The 18,844-nt window shown below is 37.0% G+C and carries 17 protein-coding genes and 1 other annotated feature; of the genes, 13 read left to right on the forward strand and 4 right to left on the reverse strand.

Translation table 11 applies throughout. The annotated features are described in order from the left end of the window. Nucleotides 1–137 precede the first annotated feature (137 nt). Both ACY3XC_RS18965 and clpB read left to right on the forward strand, forming a co-directional pair. A complete protein-coding gene (locus ACY3XC_RS18965) occupies nucleotides 138–317 on the forward strand; it encodes a YjzC family protein (RefSeq protein WP_179158313.1) in 180 nt (59 codons plus the stop codon). Nucleotides 318–426: 109 nt separating this feature from the next. Next, entirely contained in the window at nucleotides 427–3,030 is a 2,604-nt protein-coding gene (gene clpB / locus ACY3XC_RS18970) for an ATP-dependent chaperone ClpB (protein ID WP_464870008.1), read from the forward strand. A 38-nt stretch (nucleotides 3,031–3,068) separates the two neighbouring features. Here clpB and ACY3XC_RS18975 read toward each other — a convergent pair whose 3' ends face one another. Next, nucleotides 3,069–3,254: a YjzD family protein gene (locus ACY3XC_RS18975; RefSeq protein ID WP_095249794.1), complete on the reverse strand. Its 186-nt coding sequence runs from the start codon at nucleotides 3,252–3,254 to the stop codon at nucleotides 3,069–3,071. Nucleotides 3,255–3,462: 208 nt separating this feature from the next. Between ACY3XC_RS18975 and ACY3XC_RS18980 the strand changes: the two genes are divergently transcribed. Continuing rightward, nucleotides 3,463–4,185 (forward strand): lipase family protein, encoded by a 723-nt coding sequence (locus ACY3XC_RS18980; protein WP_464869911.1) that lies wholly within the window; start codon nucleotides 3,463–3,465, stop codon nucleotides 4,183–4,185. A gap of 81 nt (nucleotides 4,186–4,266) precedes the next feature. Further along, nucleotides 4,267–5,082: a hypothetical protein gene (locus ACY3XC_RS18985; protein ID WP_464869912.1), complete on the forward strand. Its 816-nt coding sequence runs from the start codon at nucleotides 4,267–4,269 to the stop codon at nucleotides 5,080–5,082. Nucleotides 5,083–5,788: 706 nt separating this feature from the next. Here ACY3XC_RS18985 and ACY3XC_RS18990 read toward each other — a convergent pair. Beyond that, nucleotides 5,789–6,016, reverse strand: a complete 228-nt coding sequence (locus tag ACY3XC_RS18990; RefSeq protein WP_464869913.1) for a hypothetical protein — start codon at nucleotides 6,014–6,016, stop codon at nucleotides 5,789–5,791. A 185-nt stretch (nucleotides 6,017–6,201) separates the two neighbouring features. On the opposite strand from ACY3XC_RS18990, the gene ACY3XC_RS18995 reads away from it, so the two are divergent. The 4 genes from ACY3XC_RS18995 (at nucleotide 6,202) to ACY3XC_RS19010 (ending at nucleotide 10,190) form a co-directional block, all read left to right on the forward strand. Further along, nucleotides 6,202–7,134 (forward strand): beta-ketoacyl-ACP synthase III, encoded by a 933-nt coding sequence (locus ACY3XC_RS18995; protein WP_464869914.1) that lies wholly within the window; start codon nucleotides 6,202–6,204, stop codon nucleotides 7,132–7,134. A gap of 47 nt (nucleotides 7,135–7,181) precedes the next feature. Next, nucleotides 7,182–8,423 carry a beta-ketoacyl-ACP synthase II gene (gene fabF, locus ACY3XC_RS19000; RefSeq protein ID WP_464869915.1) on the forward strand — a complete coding sequence of 414 codons (1,242 nt, stop codon included), beginning with the start codon at nucleotides 7,182–7,184 and terminating at the stop codon, nucleotides 8,421–8,423. 117 nt (nucleotides 8,424–8,540) lie between these two features. Then, the gene (locus ACY3XC_RS19005) at nucleotides 8,541–9,350 is read left to right on the forward strand and encodes a DUF2268 domain-containing putative Zn-dependent protease (protein ID WP_464869916.1); all 810 of its coding nucleotides are present in this window, start codon (nucleotides 8,541–8,543) and stop codon (nucleotides 9,348–9,350) included. A gap of 93 nt (nucleotides 9,351–9,443) precedes the next feature. Beyond that, nucleotides 9,444–10,190: a YjbA family protein gene (locus tag ACY3XC_RS19010; protein WP_179158321.1), complete on the forward strand. Its 747-nt coding sequence runs from the start codon at nucleotides 9,444–9,446 to the stop codon at nucleotides 10,188–10,190. A 37-nt stretch (nucleotides 10,191–10,227) separates the two neighbouring features. Here ACY3XC_RS19010 and trpS read toward each other — a convergent pair whose 3' ends face one another. Both trpS and ACY3XC_RS19020 read right to left on the reverse strand, forming a co-directional pair. Further along, the gene (gene trpS, locus ACY3XC_RS19015) at nucleotides 10,228–11,217 is read right to left on the reverse strand and encodes a tryptophan--tRNA ligase (protein ID WP_464869917.1); all 990 of its coding nucleotides are present in this window, start codon (nucleotides 11,215–11,217) and stop codon (nucleotides 10,228–10,230) included. Between the two features lie 54 nt (nucleotides 11,218–11,271). Further along, nucleotides 11,272–11,515: a binding site (T-box leader), on the reverse strand. 60 nt (nucleotides 11,516–11,575) lie between these two features. Beyond that, complete coding sequence (locus ACY3XC_RS19020; RefSeq protein WP_179158323.1) at nucleotides 11,576–11,761, reverse strand: hypothetical protein; 186 nt, start codon at nucleotides 11,759–11,761, stop codon at nucleotides 11,576–11,578. A gap of 508 nt (nucleotides 11,762–12,269) precedes the next feature. On the opposite strand from ACY3XC_RS19020, the gene spxA reads away from it, so the two are divergent. From spxA to pepF, 5 genes are all read left to right on the forward strand, one after another. Beyond that, a complete protein-coding gene (gene spxA / locus ACY3XC_RS19025; RefSeq protein WP_045519743.1) occupies nucleotides 12,270–12,665 on the forward strand; it encodes a transcriptional regulator SpxA in 396 nt (131 codons plus the stop codon). Between the two features lie 293 nt (nucleotides 12,666–12,958). Further along, nucleotides 12,959–13,630, forward strand: coding sequence for an adaptor protein MecA (gene mecA / locus ACY3XC_RS19030; protein WP_464869918.1), 672 nt, complete (start codon nucleotides 12,959–12,961; stop codon nucleotides 13,628–13,630). Between the two features lie 69 nt (nucleotides 13,631–13,699). Continuing rightward, on the forward strand, nucleotides 13,700–15,211 hold the full coding sequence (gene cls / locus ACY3XC_RS19035; protein ID WP_464870009.1) for a cardiolipin synthase: 1,512 nt from the start codon (nucleotides 13,700–13,702) through the stop codon (nucleotides 15,209–15,211). A 99-nt stretch (nucleotides 15,212–15,310) separates the two neighbouring features. Continuing rightward, nucleotides 15,311–16,504 (forward strand): competence protein CoiA, encoded by a 1,194-nt coding sequence (locus ACY3XC_RS19040; protein WP_464869919.1) that lies wholly within the window; start codon nucleotides 15,311–15,313, stop codon nucleotides 16,502–16,504. 135 nt (nucleotides 16,505–16,639) lie between these two features. Continuing rightward, nucleotides 16,640–18,457, forward strand: a complete 1,818-nt coding sequence (gene pepF, locus ACY3XC_RS19045) for an oligoendopeptidase F (protein ID WP_464869920.1) — start codon at nucleotides 16,640–16,642, stop codon at nucleotides 18,455–18,457. Nucleotides 18,458–18,844 lie beyond the last annotated feature (387 nt).

Raw genomic sequence — 18,844 nt, forward strand, 5'->3', positions numbered from 1 at the left:
AACTAAGCTTATATATCAATGATTGTGGCATAAGTTCATACAATCGTCAAAATTAGCCGTACATTACATAATAATTCCTTTAATGACCCTGGATTAAATGGAAATAATAAAGATGTACATGAAAAGGAGGGACAAAAATGGGTCAAAACCGACAGTTTAAATCAGGAAAAAAGGCACCTAATAATGGCGTATATATAGAAGTGGGTGACACAGGAGATAATGTCAATAATCCTAAGATGATAAAGCTTAAAGCAGGAGACAGGTTTCCAGAAACATCAAATGACGACCGTGTTTGGACTTACCAGCGTAAACCTTAAATCATTCGAAAAAAGTCATCCCCAGCGGATGGCTTTTATTTTATATTTAAATACATATTCGTATATAATAAATTTATAAAGGTCAGTAATGGTCAAAGGAGTGGAAATGATGGATTTAAATCGTATGACAGAGCGGTTACAAAATGGAATTATTGATGCCCAGTCCTTAGCTATAAAAAGCTGCCATCAAGAGGTAGATGAACTTCATTTATTCTTAATACTTCTTCGTCAAGAGGATAGTTTATTAAAAGCAATTCTAGAAAAAGCAGATATCCCAACGGTAAGCGTAGAAAAAGCATTACAGACCGCCCTAAATAAAAAGCCGCAGGTTACAGGCAGTGGTGCAGAGCACGGAAGGCTCTACATTACCTCCAAGCTGCAACGACTTTTTGTTTCCGCAGAGGAATTTGCTTCGAAGTTTTCTGATGACTTTATTTCTATCGAACATATTTTATTAGCTGCTTGCTACGATAAAGACGCTGAAATGGGGAAAATAGTTAAATCAAATGGAAAAACGGCGGAATACATCCTGTCCGCAATTAAGGAAATAAGGGGGAACCAAAGAGTGACATCACAAAATCCTGAAGCTGTTTACGATGCGCTTAATAAATATGGAAGAGACCTTGTGGCCGAAGTAAAGGCAGGCAAACTTGATCCTGTTATTGGAAGGGACGCAGAAATACGTCATGTTATCAGAATATTGTCTAGAAAGACAAAAAATAATCCTGTTTTGATTGGGGAGCCTGGAGTGGGAAAAACAGCCATTGTTGAGGGGCTGGCCCAGCGAATAGTCAGAAAAGACGTTCCTGAGGGGTTAAAAGATAAAACTATTTTTTCATTAGATATGAGCGCACTTATTGCAGGGGCAAAGTTTAGAGGCGAATTTGAGGAAAGATTAAAAGCCGTTTTAAATGAAGTTAAAAAAAGCGAAGGACAAATTTTGTTATTTATTGATGAACTGCACACCATTGTCGGTGCAGGAAAAACAGATGGGGCTATGGATGCTGGGAACATGTTAAAACCGATGTTAGCTCGTGGTGAGCTTCATTGTATTGGGGCAACCACCCTTGATGAACACCGAAAATATATTGAAAAAGATCCTGCGCTTGAGCGTAGATTTCAACAAGTACTTGTTCAAGAACCTAATGTGGAGGACACAATCTCCATTTTACGTGGTTTAAAAGAAAGATTCGAGGTACACCATGGCGTCAAAATCCATGACCAAGCTCTTGTTGCAGCTGCTACATTATCAGACAGGTATATAACCGACCGCTTTCTGCCAGATAAAGCGATAGATTTAGTAGATGAGGCATGTGCATTAATCAGGACTGAGATTGACTCTATGCCAACAGAACTAGATGAGGTAACGCGTAGAGTTATGCAGTTGGAAATAGAAGAAGCAGCCTTAAGGAAAGAGCAGGATGACGCAAGTAAAAAAAGACTTGATTCCCTGTTAAAGGAGCTTGCTGAGTTAAAGGATCAGGCAAACAGCATGAAAGCCCAATGGCTCCATGAAAAACAAGGGATACAAAAATTGCAGGAAAAAAGGGAACAACTTGAGAAGCTGCGAAGAGAACTGCAGCAAGCTGAGGACAAATATGATTTAAACCGTGCTGCTGAGCTTCGTCATGGTCAGATTCCTTTAGCAGAAAAAGAATTATTGGCGCTTGAATCAGCCACAGCAAATAATGAGCGGCTGCTTCGCGAGGAAGTTACCGGAGAAGAGATATCAAATATCGTATCAAGATGGACAGGAATCCCGCTTTCAAAATTGGTCGAAGGTGAGAGAGAAAAACTACTAAGATTAGAATCCATCTTACATGAAAGAGTAATCGGACAAATTGAAGCGGTACAATTGGTTTCAGATGCCGTTTTACGGGCACGTGCCGGCATTAAGGACCCAAACAGACCGATAGGGTCATTTCTCTTCTTAGGACCAACGGGAGTTGGGAAGACAGAGCTTGCTAAAGCACTTGCGGAAGCCTTATTTGATAGTGAAGAGCAGATTATTAGAATAGATATGTCTGAGTACATGGAAAAACATGCTGTCTCGAGGCTAATCGGAGCACCTCCTGGGTATGTAGGGTACGAAGAAGGTGGACAGCTGACGGAAGCTGTTAGAAGAAGACCTTATTCCGTTATCCTCATGGATGAGATTGAAAAGGCTCACCCAGAGGTATTTAACATTCTCCTGCAGGCACTTGATGATGGGAGAATAACGGATTCACAAGGAAGAACAGTGGATTTTAAAAATACCGTCATCATCATGACCTCCAATATTGGATCTCATTTTCTACTGGAACGAAATGAAAATGAAGTTGAAATATCAGAGGCAACGAGGGAAAAGGTTCTTGCTCAATTAAAGAGCCATTTTCGGCCGGAATTTTTAAATAGGGTAGATGAAACGATACTATTTAAACCTTTATCGTTAACTGAAATAAAAGATATTGTAGTCAAAATGATGAAGGAACTTCAAAGCAGGTTAAAGGAACAGGATATTGAAATAACGATTTCTGATAGTGCTAAAGAGTACATTGCTGTAAATGGCTTTGATCCTATATATGGAGCAAGACCATTAAAGCGATTTATCCAAAGGAATATCGAAACAAAACTTGCAAGGGCCATCATAGCTGGTAAAGTTCTAGATCATTCGGTGGTAAGTGTAACAACTGAAAATGGAGAATTAACAATAACCATTGGAGAAGGAAAATAAAAAGGTCATCCAGATTATGGATGACCTTTCAATACTAATTAATGTTTTTCTACAGGTTCATTAGGAAGTACAGCTGTTGCAATAACGATTAAAATGAAAACACCAACAGAAATAATTGCCCCTGACTTGAAGTCGAAAACTCCACCTTCTGTCATTGAACTAACTACATATGAAAGCATTTGCACTAAAACAAACGCCCAGAAAAAAGTCCAAAAGTATCGCACTATCTTTCACCTCTACCCTATTTATCATCTCTAATAATATTACCATATGCTTTTCAAATAATAAACGCAAAAATTGACATTCACATATTCGCTTAAAATTTATGATAAAAACAGTGATGGTATCTGTTTTTGCTAGGCTATATTCCCTTTCATCTAATGTGAAATCACATACAATATTTTGAGGAAATATGTAAAAGGAGATTTAGCGATGGAGAACCGGAATTTTCAGATGGATACCCAGTGGAATATCATCCATTACCCTGAAAAGCCCACAGGTTTTGGAATTTTAATAATTGGGGATGAAAGACATTTTGTTGACGAAAGCAAATGCTTTTGGACTCAAAATGAAGGAAAACTGGCCATTATCAACCAAATGAAAGAATCAGGATATACTATTTTTTCCTCAAATTTGTATGGGCGAAACTGGGGAAGTGATCAAGCAGTAGACCTAGCACAAAGGCTGTATCAACAAGTAATTAGAAGTGAGATCCTTAATAATAAAGTTCACCTGATAGCCGAGGGAATGGGAGCACTTGTTGCTGTGAAATTAATGGAAAAGATGAAGGGGCAATTACGATCAGTAGTTTTATTAAATCCGATACTTTCCTTAAAAAAACATATTGAACTTGAAAAGGAACATAAGTTTTTTTATAAAAAATTAATGCGGGAAGTAACTGCTGCCCATAAGATTGATCCACTTTTGCTTGTTAAGGAACTAGAAAGTATGGATGATGAAGTGAAATTACAATTTGGTGTACCAATAAAGATTATCCATATTATGTCGAGTGGGAAATCATATAATCAATCAAAACAGCTACAACAATTACTTGCTAACACAGATATTAGTCCAACTTATATAGTTCCTGAAAAAAAACAACAGCTTGGAAATATGATGAAAAAGTTTTTTAATCAGTTTGAGAAAGTACTATGACACTTCCTCCCCGGATGAGAAATATTTCTGAATTAAGCCGCATAGGATTCAATAATGAAGCTCGGGGAGGCATGAATAGTAATGGACAAGGTCGTTATGGCTGGAGTATTTGACTTTGTGAATTTTCATGTATGCAAAGCATTACTGGATAAAGGCATAGAAGTTAGGGGAGTACAAATTGAAACAGGAGACGATCGTGATATTCTAGATGAAAAGAGATTTGAAATCGGTAGAAATGCTAACTTTAATGAGGTTTCATTAGAGGAAATTTCAAATAATTCATTTGATAATGAGAGTATTGTACTTTCTGCTTACGATCTATTTATGCGATATAAGGAAGATTACTTACTTAATGAAGAGAAGTTATTCAATTTATTAAGTCAGAACAATTGGGAACAAATTGTTATTCTTGTCCATAGCCAAATGTTAGCAAATGAATTTGGATCAAAGGCTGAAATTGTTATCGATGATTTCATAAATAGAGCAAAAGCTAAGAAAAAAGATATCCAGTTACTCTACCTGCCAACTATATTTGGTACATGGCAGCCAGATACCTTTATGTTTCAAAACTCAATATTGACTGAAATGAATAGGGGAAAACCGTTTAGAGGACTGCGTGAAGAGACAAGTGACGCAATATTTGTTGATGATGCTGTGCAGTCTATAATAGAAATAATCGAAAACAAGCAGCCTGGGCGATACTTACTCCAAAGTGGGAAGAGCGATCAATGGAATTTATGTGCTTCCTTCCTGCGTATCAATGAACAAGCTTCAATCGAAAGAAAAGCGGAAACCATGGAAGATAATATAACCATATTTACTGTTAAAAGTACCGTTTCGATTGCAAAAGGATTGACTGAGCAAATTGACCATGCACACCGCTTAAATAGCAAATAAATTAAAAGCTGCCGTATATAACGGCAGCTCAGGCTGTCGAGAAACTCTCGACAGTCTTTTATTTTGGCTCTTCTCTAATAGAATATTGTTTTTTGTATACAAACGGACCGTTCCTTTCCGCTACAGGTGCTTGCTTTCCGCGGGGAGGAAGTCGAGCCTCCTCGACGCTGTGCGTCTGTGGGGTCTCGACCTTTCCTCTACATCCCGCAGGAGTCAAGCACCTTTCGCTCCAATCCACTCCTTGCTATCAATATTGATAATGGCACAATCTTTCAGAAAAGAAGACTTTATCAACAACTTTTATAATTCACCGCGTTAATTAGGTATAATATAATTAATATTAATTGGACGGTGGATTAAATGTTTAAGCCGAAAAAAGAGATACAAAATGAAGCAGAATTTGTTTTTAACGAGGCTAGAGAAAGTGTGTGGCTATTCTAATTTAATGCTCCCCTGTTGATTGGAGCGGAAGGTGCGAAGACTCCTGCGGGAGTACGGGGCAGGGGGAGACCCCGCAGGCGCTTCAGCGCCGAGGAGGCTTCCCGGCACGCCCGCGGAAAGCGAAGCACCTGGAGTGGAAATCAACAGGCCATTGAGCAGGCACGAATTTTTTAAAAAATCGTAGGTTAGACTCTGATAAAATATAAAATTGTCGAGAAAAATACCCTTTCTCGACAAACTGAGAGCTACCGTATATAACGGCAGCTTATTTTTTCTTTAAAAATCCTTGTACAAAAGGATAAACCATTTGAAATAAAGGTTTTAAGTTTTGGGAGGTATCCCTTAATTTGCTTATGTTTTCGATTATTGATTCAATATCAAGTGAAGATGGATTCGAATCAGGAACACTATGGTGACTGCCTCGTATACTCTCTCTTCTATCGCCAAACATCATCCTTGAAAATCGGTCATCCTTATGACTTTCTTTCCCCATATTTTAAGCCCCTCCTGGTTGTAATCATTCTCCTTTTAGATTATGAAGTTTATGAACAAATGGTATGGACGTAAGCGGGGCTGGTGATTTAATTGTTGCTTAAATACACTTTTATTTGATAAAATTAGTACCAAGTCATAATAATTGATAATAACTAAAGATTAATTATATAAGGAGATGATTCCTTGAACGCTGGAATTGTTGGGATTGGTAGGTATTTGCCAGAAAAGATAGTAACAAATGCAGATTTAGAAAAAATAATGGATACATCAGATGAATGGATTCGGTCACGAACAGGCATTGAAGAACGCCGTATCGCAGATGATAATACTAACACTTCTGATATGGGGTTTGCAGCTGCACAAAAGGCAATTGAAGATGCAGGAATCACGCCTGAAGATATCGATTTAATTCTGGTCGCAACCGTAACACCAGATCAGCCATTCCCTTCCGTTGCATGTATGCTTCAAGAACGGTTAGGTGCGAAAAAAGCTGCAGCGATGGATGTTAGTGCAGCCTGTGCAGGTTTTATGTACGGTATTATTACCGGAAAGCAGTTTGTTGAATCAGGAGCTTATAAGTATGTTCTAGTAGTGGGTGTTGAAAAACTTTCAAAGATAACCGACTGGAATGACCGAAACACTGCAGTACTATTTGGAGACGGTGCTGGAGCTGTAATTGTTGGAGAGGTTTCTGAAAATAGAGGAATTCTTTCTTTCGAACTTGGTGCAGATGGTACTGGTGCTAAGCATTTATATCAAGATGAGTATATTATTATGAATGGACGGGAAGTCTTTAAATTTGCGGTGCGTCAGATGGGGGAAAGCTGTGTTCATGTTCTTGAAAAGGCTGGACTGACAAAAGATGATGTTGATTTCTTAATCCCTCACCAAGCCAATATCCGGATTATGGAGGCCTCAAGACAAAGGCTGGAGCTGCCGGTTGAAAAAATGTCAAAGACAGTTCATAAATACGGAAATACTTCGTCTGCGTCTATTCCGATTTCTCTCGTTGAGGAAATAGAGGCTGGAAAAATCAAAGACGATGATCTTGTTGTTATGGTAGGATTTGGCGGTGGATTAACTTGGGGTGCAATTGCATTTAGATGGGGTAAATAAAAGGGTAGGTAAATATACCATGAAGTGTATTAAAGGAGATGTCACAAATGGAAAAGCGCAGAGTTGTGGTTACAGGTGTTGGGGCGGTTACTCCGCTTGGAAATGATGTTGAAACAACATGGAAAGGGATTATTGAGGGGAAGTCCGGCATTGGACCATTAACAAGAGTGAATGCTGATGAGTATCCTGCAAAGGTTGCTGCACAGATTAATGACTTTAATCCGGAAACCTATATGGATAGAAAAGACGCAAGAAAAATGGATCGTTTTACTCAGTATGCGGTTGCATCAGCACAGATGGCTGTTGAAGATGCAAATCTAACGATTACTGATGAAAATGCAGACCGTATTGGAGTGTGGATTGGTTCCGGTATTGGTGGAATGGAAACATTTGAAGAACAATATGAAATCTTTCAAAAAAGAGGTTATCGCAGGGTAAGTCCATTCTTTGTACCAATGCTGATTCCTGATATGGCAACTGGTCAAGTTTCAATATCACTTGGAGCAAAAGGATTTAATTCTTGTACAGTAACTGCATGTGCAACAGGAACCAATTCAATTGGTGACGCCTTTAAAGTCATTCAGCGTGGTGACGCTGATGCCATGATTACTGGTGGAGCAGAAGCGCCGATTACAAAAATGTCAGTAGCTGGCTTCTGTGCGAATACGGCTCTTTCTACAAATCCAGACCCCAAAAGTGCAAGCAGACCTTTTGATAAAAATCGTGATGGCTTTGTTATCGGTGAGGGTGCTGGTATCATTGTTCTTGAAGAATTAGAGCACGCATTAGCCCGCGGTGCAAAAATATATGCTGAGATTGTGGGCTATGGTGCAACTGGTGACGCCTATCATATAACAGCACCAGCCCCTGGTGGTGAAGGCGGCGCGCGCGCGATGAAAATGGCGATAAATGATGCCGGACTAAATATTGATGAGATCGATTATATTAATGCTCATGGAACTAGTACGGAGTATAATGATAAATTCGAGACACTTGCAGTGAAGGAAGTTTTTGGAGTCCATGCATACAATCTGGCAATCAGTTCCACTAAATCAATGACCGGTCATCTTCTTGGAGCAGCAGGTGGTGTTGAAGCAATCTTTACCGTACTGGCAATGAAAGAGAGCATTCTGCCTCCAACCATTAATTATGAAACAGCAGATCCAGAATGTGATTTAGATTATGTTCCAAATAAGGCACGTCAAAAAGAAATTAAAGCAGCAATGAGTAACTCGTTAGGCTTTGGCGGACACAATGCAACGATAGTCTTCAAAAAATATGAAAAATAAGCAGCCTGACCAGGAAAGGATCCTGGTCGGCTTTTTATATTTTATGAGGACAACCATTCCGAACCACTTTTCATATCATTCATAAAATGTAAAAAATGGTATGTGTGGAGTGAGGAAATGGGTATCATTCGAACAGATAAGTGGCTGGAGGAGGAGTTTAATCGTCCAACTAAAATATGCGAAAAGCTGCTCCCTGCTTTCAAAGGGCTAAGTTCTTCAAAAATTTATAATCAATTAATAGAATTTGGGATGTATCGGCCATCAAGAACGACTAAGGAAATTTTCACTTCGTTGAAAGAAAATAACGTTTGGGAAGAAGTGGAATTTATTTTCCAGGATTATAAAAAGAAATGGGGAGGACCAGATATCCCCATCTATCTGTTTCCAATCGGCCAAGATAGAAGTTTCTTTTCTAGACAAACAGAAAAAGTGAAGGGTGGAGTCTCCTACCCGGATAAAATGTTTTTATTTCTTTCGAACCGTATAACTTCTAAAGAGTTAGAGGCGCTATTTGTTCATGAGTACCATCATGTTTGCAGATTAAATAAACAATCTAAAAGATTCGAAGAGTATACCTTACTGGATTCAATCATAATTGAAGGGCTTGCAGAGTACTCCGTTTTAGTTCACTGTGGGAGAAACTATTTAGCTGATTGGTGTACCTTGTATTCGGACACTGAATTTGAAAATTGGTGGAAGGATTATTTGCATGAAAATTTGGATTTAAAAAAAAGTTCAAGAAAACACGATGAGTTATTATTTGGAGAAGGAAGATTTCCTAAATTACTTGGATACGCAGCCGGATTTAAAATTGTGGAAGATTATTATCAAGTCCATTCTTACTCTACAAAATTATCCTTTACTTTACCAGCAAAGAAATATTTACCCGCTGAAGATATTCTTTCTAAAAAAAGCCGAAAAAAATAGGCTTTTTTTTTATACATTCCAACTCAGGAATAAATTAACTTATGTCTGCCCATACTGATTGACAAACAGTTTCTTGAAGTGAGGGGTTGTACAATGTTGTATCTTCATGATGTTTGGGTTAATTGGTTTGAAGGTGAAGAAAACGGATATAATGTGTGCCACTTTCATGAATGGCGCAAAGATGACGGTGTTGAGCTGTTAGACCAAGCTCCTTTGTTAAAAGTTGAACCGATTCTCTTTAATTATATTGAGAACGATCTCTCAGAGCTACCTCAACAGCTTCTAGATGATATTTTTCAAAAGGCCTATTTAAGAAAAAACCATGAAAGAGTTCAACTGGAGTATTGCTTTGTGGTGACAGATGGAGTGGGGATTTTAGCTGTCGATACAATTGGTTATTCGATACCGATTAGAAAGAGCAGGTTAATTCCAAGGCAAGAGCAGTTAGTGTATGAGATGATTGCAGCCCACGATGCAAAACAATATCATTTCCAAAAGATTTCAGTGGATAAGGATTTTCATATTTTATCACCAGAGCCTGTATTGATGACTGGCCTTACGCGAAAAGAGCGACAACTAAAACAGCTATTATTTATGGCACTAGATCAATTACATACATCAAAGAATGAAGCAGAAGTTCGATATTGGTTTACTGAATGGTGTCCTGAGCGATATTCAGCCATTCAAGAATTGAATTTTGAATGTGCTTGGCAGCAGTTGTTTGAGGAAACAAAATACGGCTGGACTAGACGACATGAAACATTTTGTGAAAATCTAATAAAAGGTCAGCCATTTTTTGAAAAGCTATGGGAAATGGAGCATGGACCTAAAGTAAATTAAAAACACGGCCGCGATAGATTCGCGGCCGTGCATTTTTTTATCTTCTCCTTCTTCCTAGTCCCATTGCATTTTCCATTTTCTTAAGGGTTTTGCTTGCAACTTGGTTTGCCTTTTCAGCACCTTCGTCTAAAATCCTGTCGAGTTCGCTGGATTCCATTAAATGATTATATTTTTCTTGAATCGGTTTAAATACATTTACGACTACATCAGCTAAATCACCTTTGAAATCCCCATAGCCCTTCCCGTGATACATTTCCTCTAGCTCTGGGATTGTCTTATTACCTAGAATGGAATAAATAGATAGCAAATTAGATATTCCAGCCTTATTAATCTTATCAAATTTAACAATTCCCTCAGAGTCTGTTACAGCACTTTTAATTTTCTTCGTAATTTGGTTTGGTTCATCTAATGGGGTAATAAAAGCTTTCTTATTTGGATCAGATTTGCTCATTTTCTTGTTTGGTTCCTGTAACGACATAATTCGTGCGCCAACTTCAGGAAGACGAATATCTGGGATGGTCAAAATCTCCCCATATTTTTTATTGAATCTTTCCGCTAAGTCGCGCGTTAATTCCATATGCTGCTTCTGGTCATCTCCAACAGGAACTAGGTCGGTATTGTATAAAAGGATGTCAGCAGCCATTAATGGCGGATAGGTTAATAAACTTGCCGAAACCGCATCTTTACCCGCTGACTTATCCTTAAATTGAGTCATTCTCTCTAATTCACCGATATAAGAAATACATTGCATCATCCATCCAGCCTGCGCATGTGCTGGAACCTCTGATTGGATAAACAAGGTTGCTTTATCTGGATCAATACCAACAGCCAGGTAAAGTGCAGCCAAACTGCGAATATTTTTTCGAAGTTCTAAACGATCCTGTGGTACAGTTATCGCATGTTGATCGACGATACAAAAGTAACAATTATAATCATTTTGCAATTCAACAAACTGCATCATAGCCCCAATATAATTTCCAAGTGTAATCGTACCACTTGGCTGAATTCCTGAAAAAATTGTTTTCATGACCGATTTCCTCCTAATTTATATAAAAATAAAAAAAACCATTCGTCCCACAACGATAGGGACGAATGGTTCGCGGTACCACCCTAAATTACTCAAAAGAGTCACTCAATTCCAGAACCATCCTGATGATAGTCTGGTATCCTTTTAACGCAAGGAAAACGTCTTTTCCTACTATTTAAATAGAAGTTCGGAAAAGAAGCTCAAAAGTCCATTCGGTATTTTTCCGTGTTTGTTCTCACCAGCCACAAACTCTCTGAATCGGTTGAAAATACGTACTACTCTTCATCATCGCTAAAGCTAATAATTTTATTTATATCTATTATAAATAAATATATACTGGTAATCAAGTCAGTTAATGTTACTTCTTTTTCCCGCCGACGTTTTTCCACTGTGTTTGGAACCTTGCACTTTGTTCAACGAATTCAGATCGTTTTTTTCCTCCGAAGACCTTTTCGCCGAAACCATTCGTTATTACACCCATAAAGGCAGTAATACCAATAATAAGAATTGCAACCATTGATAAATCAGCTATGTACCCACCCATGATATAACCTCCATTTTTCGAATTCAAAAATTATGATTAACACTGTGTATTGTAAAACCCCTCATATTCATTTTAAAAGAACTTGACCGTTATTAAAAGAGGGAAAAGAATAAAAAACGATATAGTTACAATAAAATGAATACGTTTTCAATCTGAGGGTATTAATTGAGAAAATTATTCTTGTATTTCGTTTCACCATTATCTGTGAATACCTACATAAAAGTAATGATTAAAGCGAAGAATATTTAAGTTTGTTTTTTAGTATGACAAGATAAAAACCTTTTGAAATTATGAAACCTTTTTGCGTTATAATCGTCTAATATATTGGAAACTAATAATAAACGCTACTTATTGGACATTCAATAAATTTTGAAAAAAGGATACCTTTTTTAGAGACAGTGGTGTATAATTAATGATATAAATTACTTATTTATAATAATTTTAAATTAAGAACTAGATGGATATACTATAGATTTGGGTTGGAATAAAAAGAGGAGTGTGGAGACGAATGGTAACATTATACACTTCACCAAGTTGTACATCATGCAGAAAAGCAAAATCATGGTTAGAAGAACATGAAATTCCATATACTGAACGAAATATTTTCTCTGAGCCATTGTCAATTGAAGAAATTAAAGAAATTCTTCGAATGACAGAAGATGGTACTGACGAAATTATTTCTACACGATCTAAGACCTTTCAAAAGTTAGATGTGAACTTAGACACTATGCCATTACAAGATTTATTCGAATTAATTAAAGCTAACCCTGGGCTATTACGTCGTCCTATTATTATCGACGAAAAGCGTTTGCAGGTTGGCTATAACGAAGATGAAATTAGACGGTTTCTACCGCGGAGGGTTCGAACTTTCCAATTAAGAGAAGCCCAGCGTATGGTGAATTAAATTAAATTGATTAAGCCTTCATTCTGAGGGCTTTTTTTGTTCTTGATGCCATTTAATTTGAGATTTCTCTGTCATTTTGTTACAATGTAAGGAATATCTAATTAATAGGCAAATTAATGGTTTTTGCAATTAAAGGTAATTTTATTTCCCAAATTAATACTTTTGTCATAAAATGAAAGTACAAGGATTATATTCTTTTTTACATTACTATAATTCTTTGGGAAATTGCTAAAAGCATTGTCTGCTGGGGGTATTTTGTCCCTTCAATATGGAAACGGAAGGGAGAGGTAAGGATGGAAATCGAACGAATTAATGAGAATACAGTAAAGTTTTACATCTCTTATGGTGATATAGAAGAACGAGGCTTTGATCGTGAAGAAATTTGGTACAATCGGGAGCGAAGTGAAGAACTCTTTTGGGAGATGATGGATGAAGTCCATCATGAAGAAGAGTTTGTTGTGGAAGGACCTTTATGGATTCAAGTGCAGGCATTAGAAAAAGGGCTGGAAATTCTTGTAACAAAAGCGCAGGTTTCAAAGGATGGACAAAAGTTTGAGCTTCCAATTCCAAATGATAAATTAAAGGATTTACCTGTTGATGGCAATATTGAAGATATCTTGGATCATCATTTCAATCCAGGACATCGCAATGATGATGACCTTATACTTGAAGAAGAGGCTTTAGAGTTCTTAATTGCATTCAAAGATTTTGAAGACGTCATTATGTTGTCAAATCGAGGCGGACTTGATGATTTAATCACTGTATTGTACAACTTTGATAATAAATATTATTTATATACTGAGTTTCCTGAAGATTTGTTTGAAGAGGACGAAATTGATGATATCCTAAGTATCCTGTTAGAATATGGTTATGAAACACAGTTAACCATTCATCGTATTCAAGAGTATGGTAAAGAGATAATTGCTAAGAATGTGTTTGCTGAAATAAGAAAGCATTTCAAATAAACGTACCGATTTCGATTATTGAAATCGGTATTTTTTACATAGGTTAATTTCTTTTTGAGGGTGATGAGACTGAAAAACACAGTAAGGGTTGTATTGTTTGTACTTGTTCTATCCGTACTTATGTTTTTCCTTAAGGAGTATATACATGATGGGATATTTGGTTTTCTGAGTCTTTTAATAACGTTGTCTGTTATATTTATTTCATTCGTTATTTTTTTAGAGAATCGACATCCAACACAAACGATTACCTGGTTAGTTGTTTTGGGAAGCTTCCCACTAGTGGGTTTCTTTTTCTATTTACTTTTCGGAAGAAATTATCGTAAGGAGAAAATGTATCGGAAGAAATATTTTCTTGATAAACAAGCTTTTTTGAACGTGGAGGGTGAAAATGATCCGCGAAGTGAAGAAAAACTGGGACTAATGGCCGAGCACCAAGCAAGGCTATTTACTTTGGCACAAAAATTGGGGAACAGTCCGATTTCATTTGATACCTCTACGAAGGTACTAACCAACGGTGAGGAAACCTTTCATCACATTATTGAGCAATTAAATAGAGCCAGGCATCACATCCATATCGAGTATTATATTGTCCGGGATGATCGGATTGGACAAGAAATTAAAGAAATATTAATTGAAAAGGCGGCAGAAGAGGTTGAAGTCCGATTCCTATACGACGCAGTAGGTTCTTGGAAATTATCCAAAAAGTATATCAACGATCTTAAAAACGCTGGAATAGAAACGGTGTGTTTCGGTCCTGTTAAACTGCCATTTTTAAATAATAAATTTAATTTCAGAAATCATCGAAAAATTATTGTAATTGATGGAATGATTGGGTTTGTCGGCGGGCTAAATATTGGTGATGAATACTTAGGCAGGAATCAAACCTATGGCTACTGGCGAGACACCCATTTAATGTTAAGAGGGGAAGCCGTTCGCTCACTGCAGCTAATTTTTTTACAAGATTGGTATTATATGACCAATCATAGCTTCCTAACAGCAGAATATTTGTCTCCGCAAATAGATGAAAAAAATCATGGTGGAGTTCAGCTGATTGCCGGGGGTCCGGATAATGAATGGAGTGTTATAAAAAATATTTTTTTCTCGATGATTACATCTGCAAAAGAGTCCGTTTGGATTGCCTCACCATACTTTATCCCTGATGAGGATATTTTTTCAGCGATTAAAGTGGCTGCCCTGAGTGGGATTGATGTGAGATTGCTTGTACCTAACCGGCCTGACAAACGAATTGTCTTTCATGCCTCACGTTCCTATTTTCCAGAACTATTGGAAGCAGGTGTAAAGGTTTATGAATATGAACGCGGGTTTATGCATAGTAAAATCGTAATTGTTGATCATGAACTTGCCTCGATAGGGACTTCAAATATGGATATGCGGAGCTTTCATTTGAATTTCGAGGTTAATGCTTTTTTATTTCGGACAAAAAGTACGCAAAAGCTAGTGGCAGAATATATTAACGACTTAGAATATGCAAAAGAGCTTGAATTAACCTCATTTAGGAAAAGGCATATTGGTTTGCGGCTAATTGAGTCAACAGCAAGGTTGCTATCACCGCTTCTTTAAGTTCACAAACTCGTCAAATTGGCGAGTTTTCTTTTTGATTAAAACAGGATTTTTTGTAAGATTCAACGAATGTAAGAAACAGAAGGAGGTTGAAATTATTTGTTAAATGCTAAAACAAGTTCAGGAACAACATTTAGTTTAGGTAATAATTATAGGAAGGAGTATCTTATGTCTCTTCGGAACACGGAGAAGTTTTTTTGTCCAGTCTGTGGAGAAGCAGTTTCTCTTAAATTAGGCAATCAACGAATTTACCATTTTTCTCATCGAAGCGGTACGGTTTGCAGGGATATCTATGAAAGTGAAACGATTTATCATATGGAAGGAAAGCTCCAGCTATACCAATGGCTTAAAGGTCAGCAAATCACTGCAGAATTAGAATATTTTGACCCGATCATCGGGCAGCGCCCGGATATCATGTTCCATTATGATGGAAACAAATATGCATTGGAATATCAATGTTCACCCATAACGGAAGAAATATTTATCAAACGAACGGATTCCTACTATCAACAAAATTATATCCCCCTTTGGATTATAGGCAGTAAGCATATAAAACAAAAAAGGAGTAATATTTTCTCTTTATCAAAATTCCAATATTTCTTTTTAAGAGAAACTAAGGGCAGACAGGTGATACTTCCTTCTTATTGCCCCGAAGAAAAACAGTTTCAAATCCTCAGTTCAATTCTTCCTTATTCGATCAAAAATACAATCGCAAATTCCCTCCATTTTTCTATCCAAAATGCCGGAATTGAAGAGATTTTAACACCCAGCTGGATAGCTTACCCAAGATTCTTGAAATGGATAATTGAAAATGAGAGATCTACTGTGAATTGGTCACTTCATCCTAGCCCCGACCAAAGTCGTTTTCTTCGCGAGATTTATCTTCATAACCTCAACTTATATTTGCTGCCCCCAGAAATCGGTTTACCTGTTAATCATTCTCTTCTAATTCAAACACCTGCAATTGTCTGGCAAACCTATTTGTTTTTAGACGCCTTGGACAAATCACCCAATGATCTTATTAATCTGAAAGAGGTTGAAAGAAATTTTAACGATAGAATTAAAAACAAGGAGATCGTGTTAAGGGAATTGCCTCAGATTCCAAGAGAAACATTCTTTTTAGCGGTCAAAGAGTATTTTAATATACTAGAGAGACTTGGAGTCGTCATTAAAAGAAACGAAACGACGTATCAACTACAAAATAGGATTTACATCCCCAAATCAAATCGGGAAAAGGAAGAACGAAGGAGCGAATTTTTGCAAAAAAATAAGACCATCCTGGCAAAAACATAAATGAAATAGTACTTTAGGGCATAATATAATGGGTAAATCTTATTTATATTAAAGGAAATCGCATGAATAAAGGAGAATATTAAAAAGGGTAAATTTCTTTTCGTAATCCGAAGAAAATTGAATGGAGGAAGAAATATGGCAAATGAAACTGCAGTAAAAGCATTGCCTGCAAGAAGCGAAATACCTGTTGAAGATACATGGAAATTAGAAGATATCTTTTCAAGTGACAAAGTATGGGAACAAGAGTTTCAAGAAGTTAAGAACCAGATTTCTGGGATTAAGGAGTTCGAAGGGAAACTTGGAGAGAGTGCTGATACACTATATAATGCCCTTCAATTTCAAGATAAGCTTCTAGAGAGAATTGGCAAGCTTTATACATACGCCCATATGCGCTATGACCAGGATACGACCAATTCCTTTTACCAGGGATTAGATGACAGAATGAAAAACCTTTACTCACAAGCCGGTAGTCAATTAGCATTCATTGTCCCTGAAATTCTCGCACTTGAAGAAAGTAAGGTGCATGGATTTTTAAATGAGAAAGCTGAATTAAAACTTTATGAGCATTCTATTGAGGAAATTAACCTTCAAAGACCACATGTTTTGTCTGCCGAGCAGGAAGCCTTGTTAGCAGAAGCAAGTGAAGTGATGGATGCATCTAGTAATACCTTCGGGATGTTAAATAACGCTGATTTAAAATTCCCTTCTGTTAAAGATGATAATGGTGAAGAGGTTGAAATTACTCATGGACGTTACATCCGGTTCCTTGAAAGTGGAAATCAAAGTGTCCGTCGAGACGCCTTTAAAGCCGTTTACGAAACTTATGGAAAATTCCGAAATACCTTTGCCAGCACGATTAGCGGCAATGTGAAAAAGGATAATTTTAATGCTAGAATCAGAAAATATGACTCTGCAAGACATGCGGCACTTTCAGCCAATAATATTCCAGAAAGCGTCTATGATAATTTAGTTAACACCATAAACGATAATTTACATTTATTGCATCGCTACGTTAAACTACGGAAAAAAGTATTAGGTGTTAACGAATTGCATATGTACGATTTATATACACCTCTGGTAAAAGACGTTAAAATGGAGATCCCTTACAAACAGGCAGAAGAGCTAGTTGTAAAAGGGCTTGCTCCATTAGGGGAGGAGTATTCTCAAATCTTAAAAGAAGGATTTGAAAACCGCTGGGTAGATGTTCATGAGAATAAAGGAAAGCGCAGCGGAGCTTATTCTTCTGGAGCTTATGGCACCAATCCATATATTCTAATGAATTGGCAGGATAATGTGAATAACTTATTTACATTGGCGCATGAATTTGGCCATTCCGTTCACAGCTACTATACAAGAAAGAATCAGCCATACCCGTATGGAAACTATTCTATTTTTGTTGCTGAGGTAGCTTCAACCTGTAATGAAGCACTTTTAAATGATTACTTATTGAAAACGATTGATGAGGAACAAAAAAGAATATATTTATTAAATCATTATTTAGAAGGATTTAGAGGCACTGTATTCCGTCAAACCATGTTTGCGGAGTATGAGCACTTAATCCATCAAAAAGCTCAAAATAATGAGGCGCTGACAGCAGATTTATTAACGAGTGAATATTATGCATTAAATAAGAAGTATTTTGGTGAAGAGGATATTGTGATTGACGAAGAAATCGGCTTAGAATGGGCTAGAATTCCTCATTTCTATTACAATTATTATGTATATCAATATGCTACCGGGTTTAGTGCAGCTACTGCATTAAGTAAGCAAATATTAGAGGAAGGTGAGCCTGCTGTTAAACGCTATATCGATTTCTTAAGTTCTGGAAGCTCTGACTACCCAATTGAAGTTCTTAAGAAAGCCGGTGTAGATATGACTAGCGCTGACCCAATCAAAGATGCTTGTAAAGTATTTGAAGAGAAATTAAATGAATTAGAGCAGTTATTATCTTAATGGGGAAAGGGATGGTACCAAAGAGTACCATCCCTTTAAAAACCTCTAAATCTTTTTCTGTCATTCAAATAGAAAAGAAGAGTAAAGATCCCAATGAAAAATAGCGGAATGCTAATTAATAATGGGAATACCTTCATTAAGGCTAAAATGTGAAGGGAAAATCCACAAAAAATAAAGAGAATCATGAGGATAACAGGCAAGTTTTTCATAATGTATTCCACCTTTTTGGGAAACTCGTATTTCAACACCTAGTTATAGTTTATTGTCCAATTTAAGTTAATATGATTTTGACAATTATGTGAAATAACACACAATCACATTGTCAATGGGTTCTGCCACATGGTATATTCTATACGTGAAGTTAGTCACAACAAACATATACCCCTT

This window comes from Bacillus sp. CZDM1, from assembly GCF_055502545.1.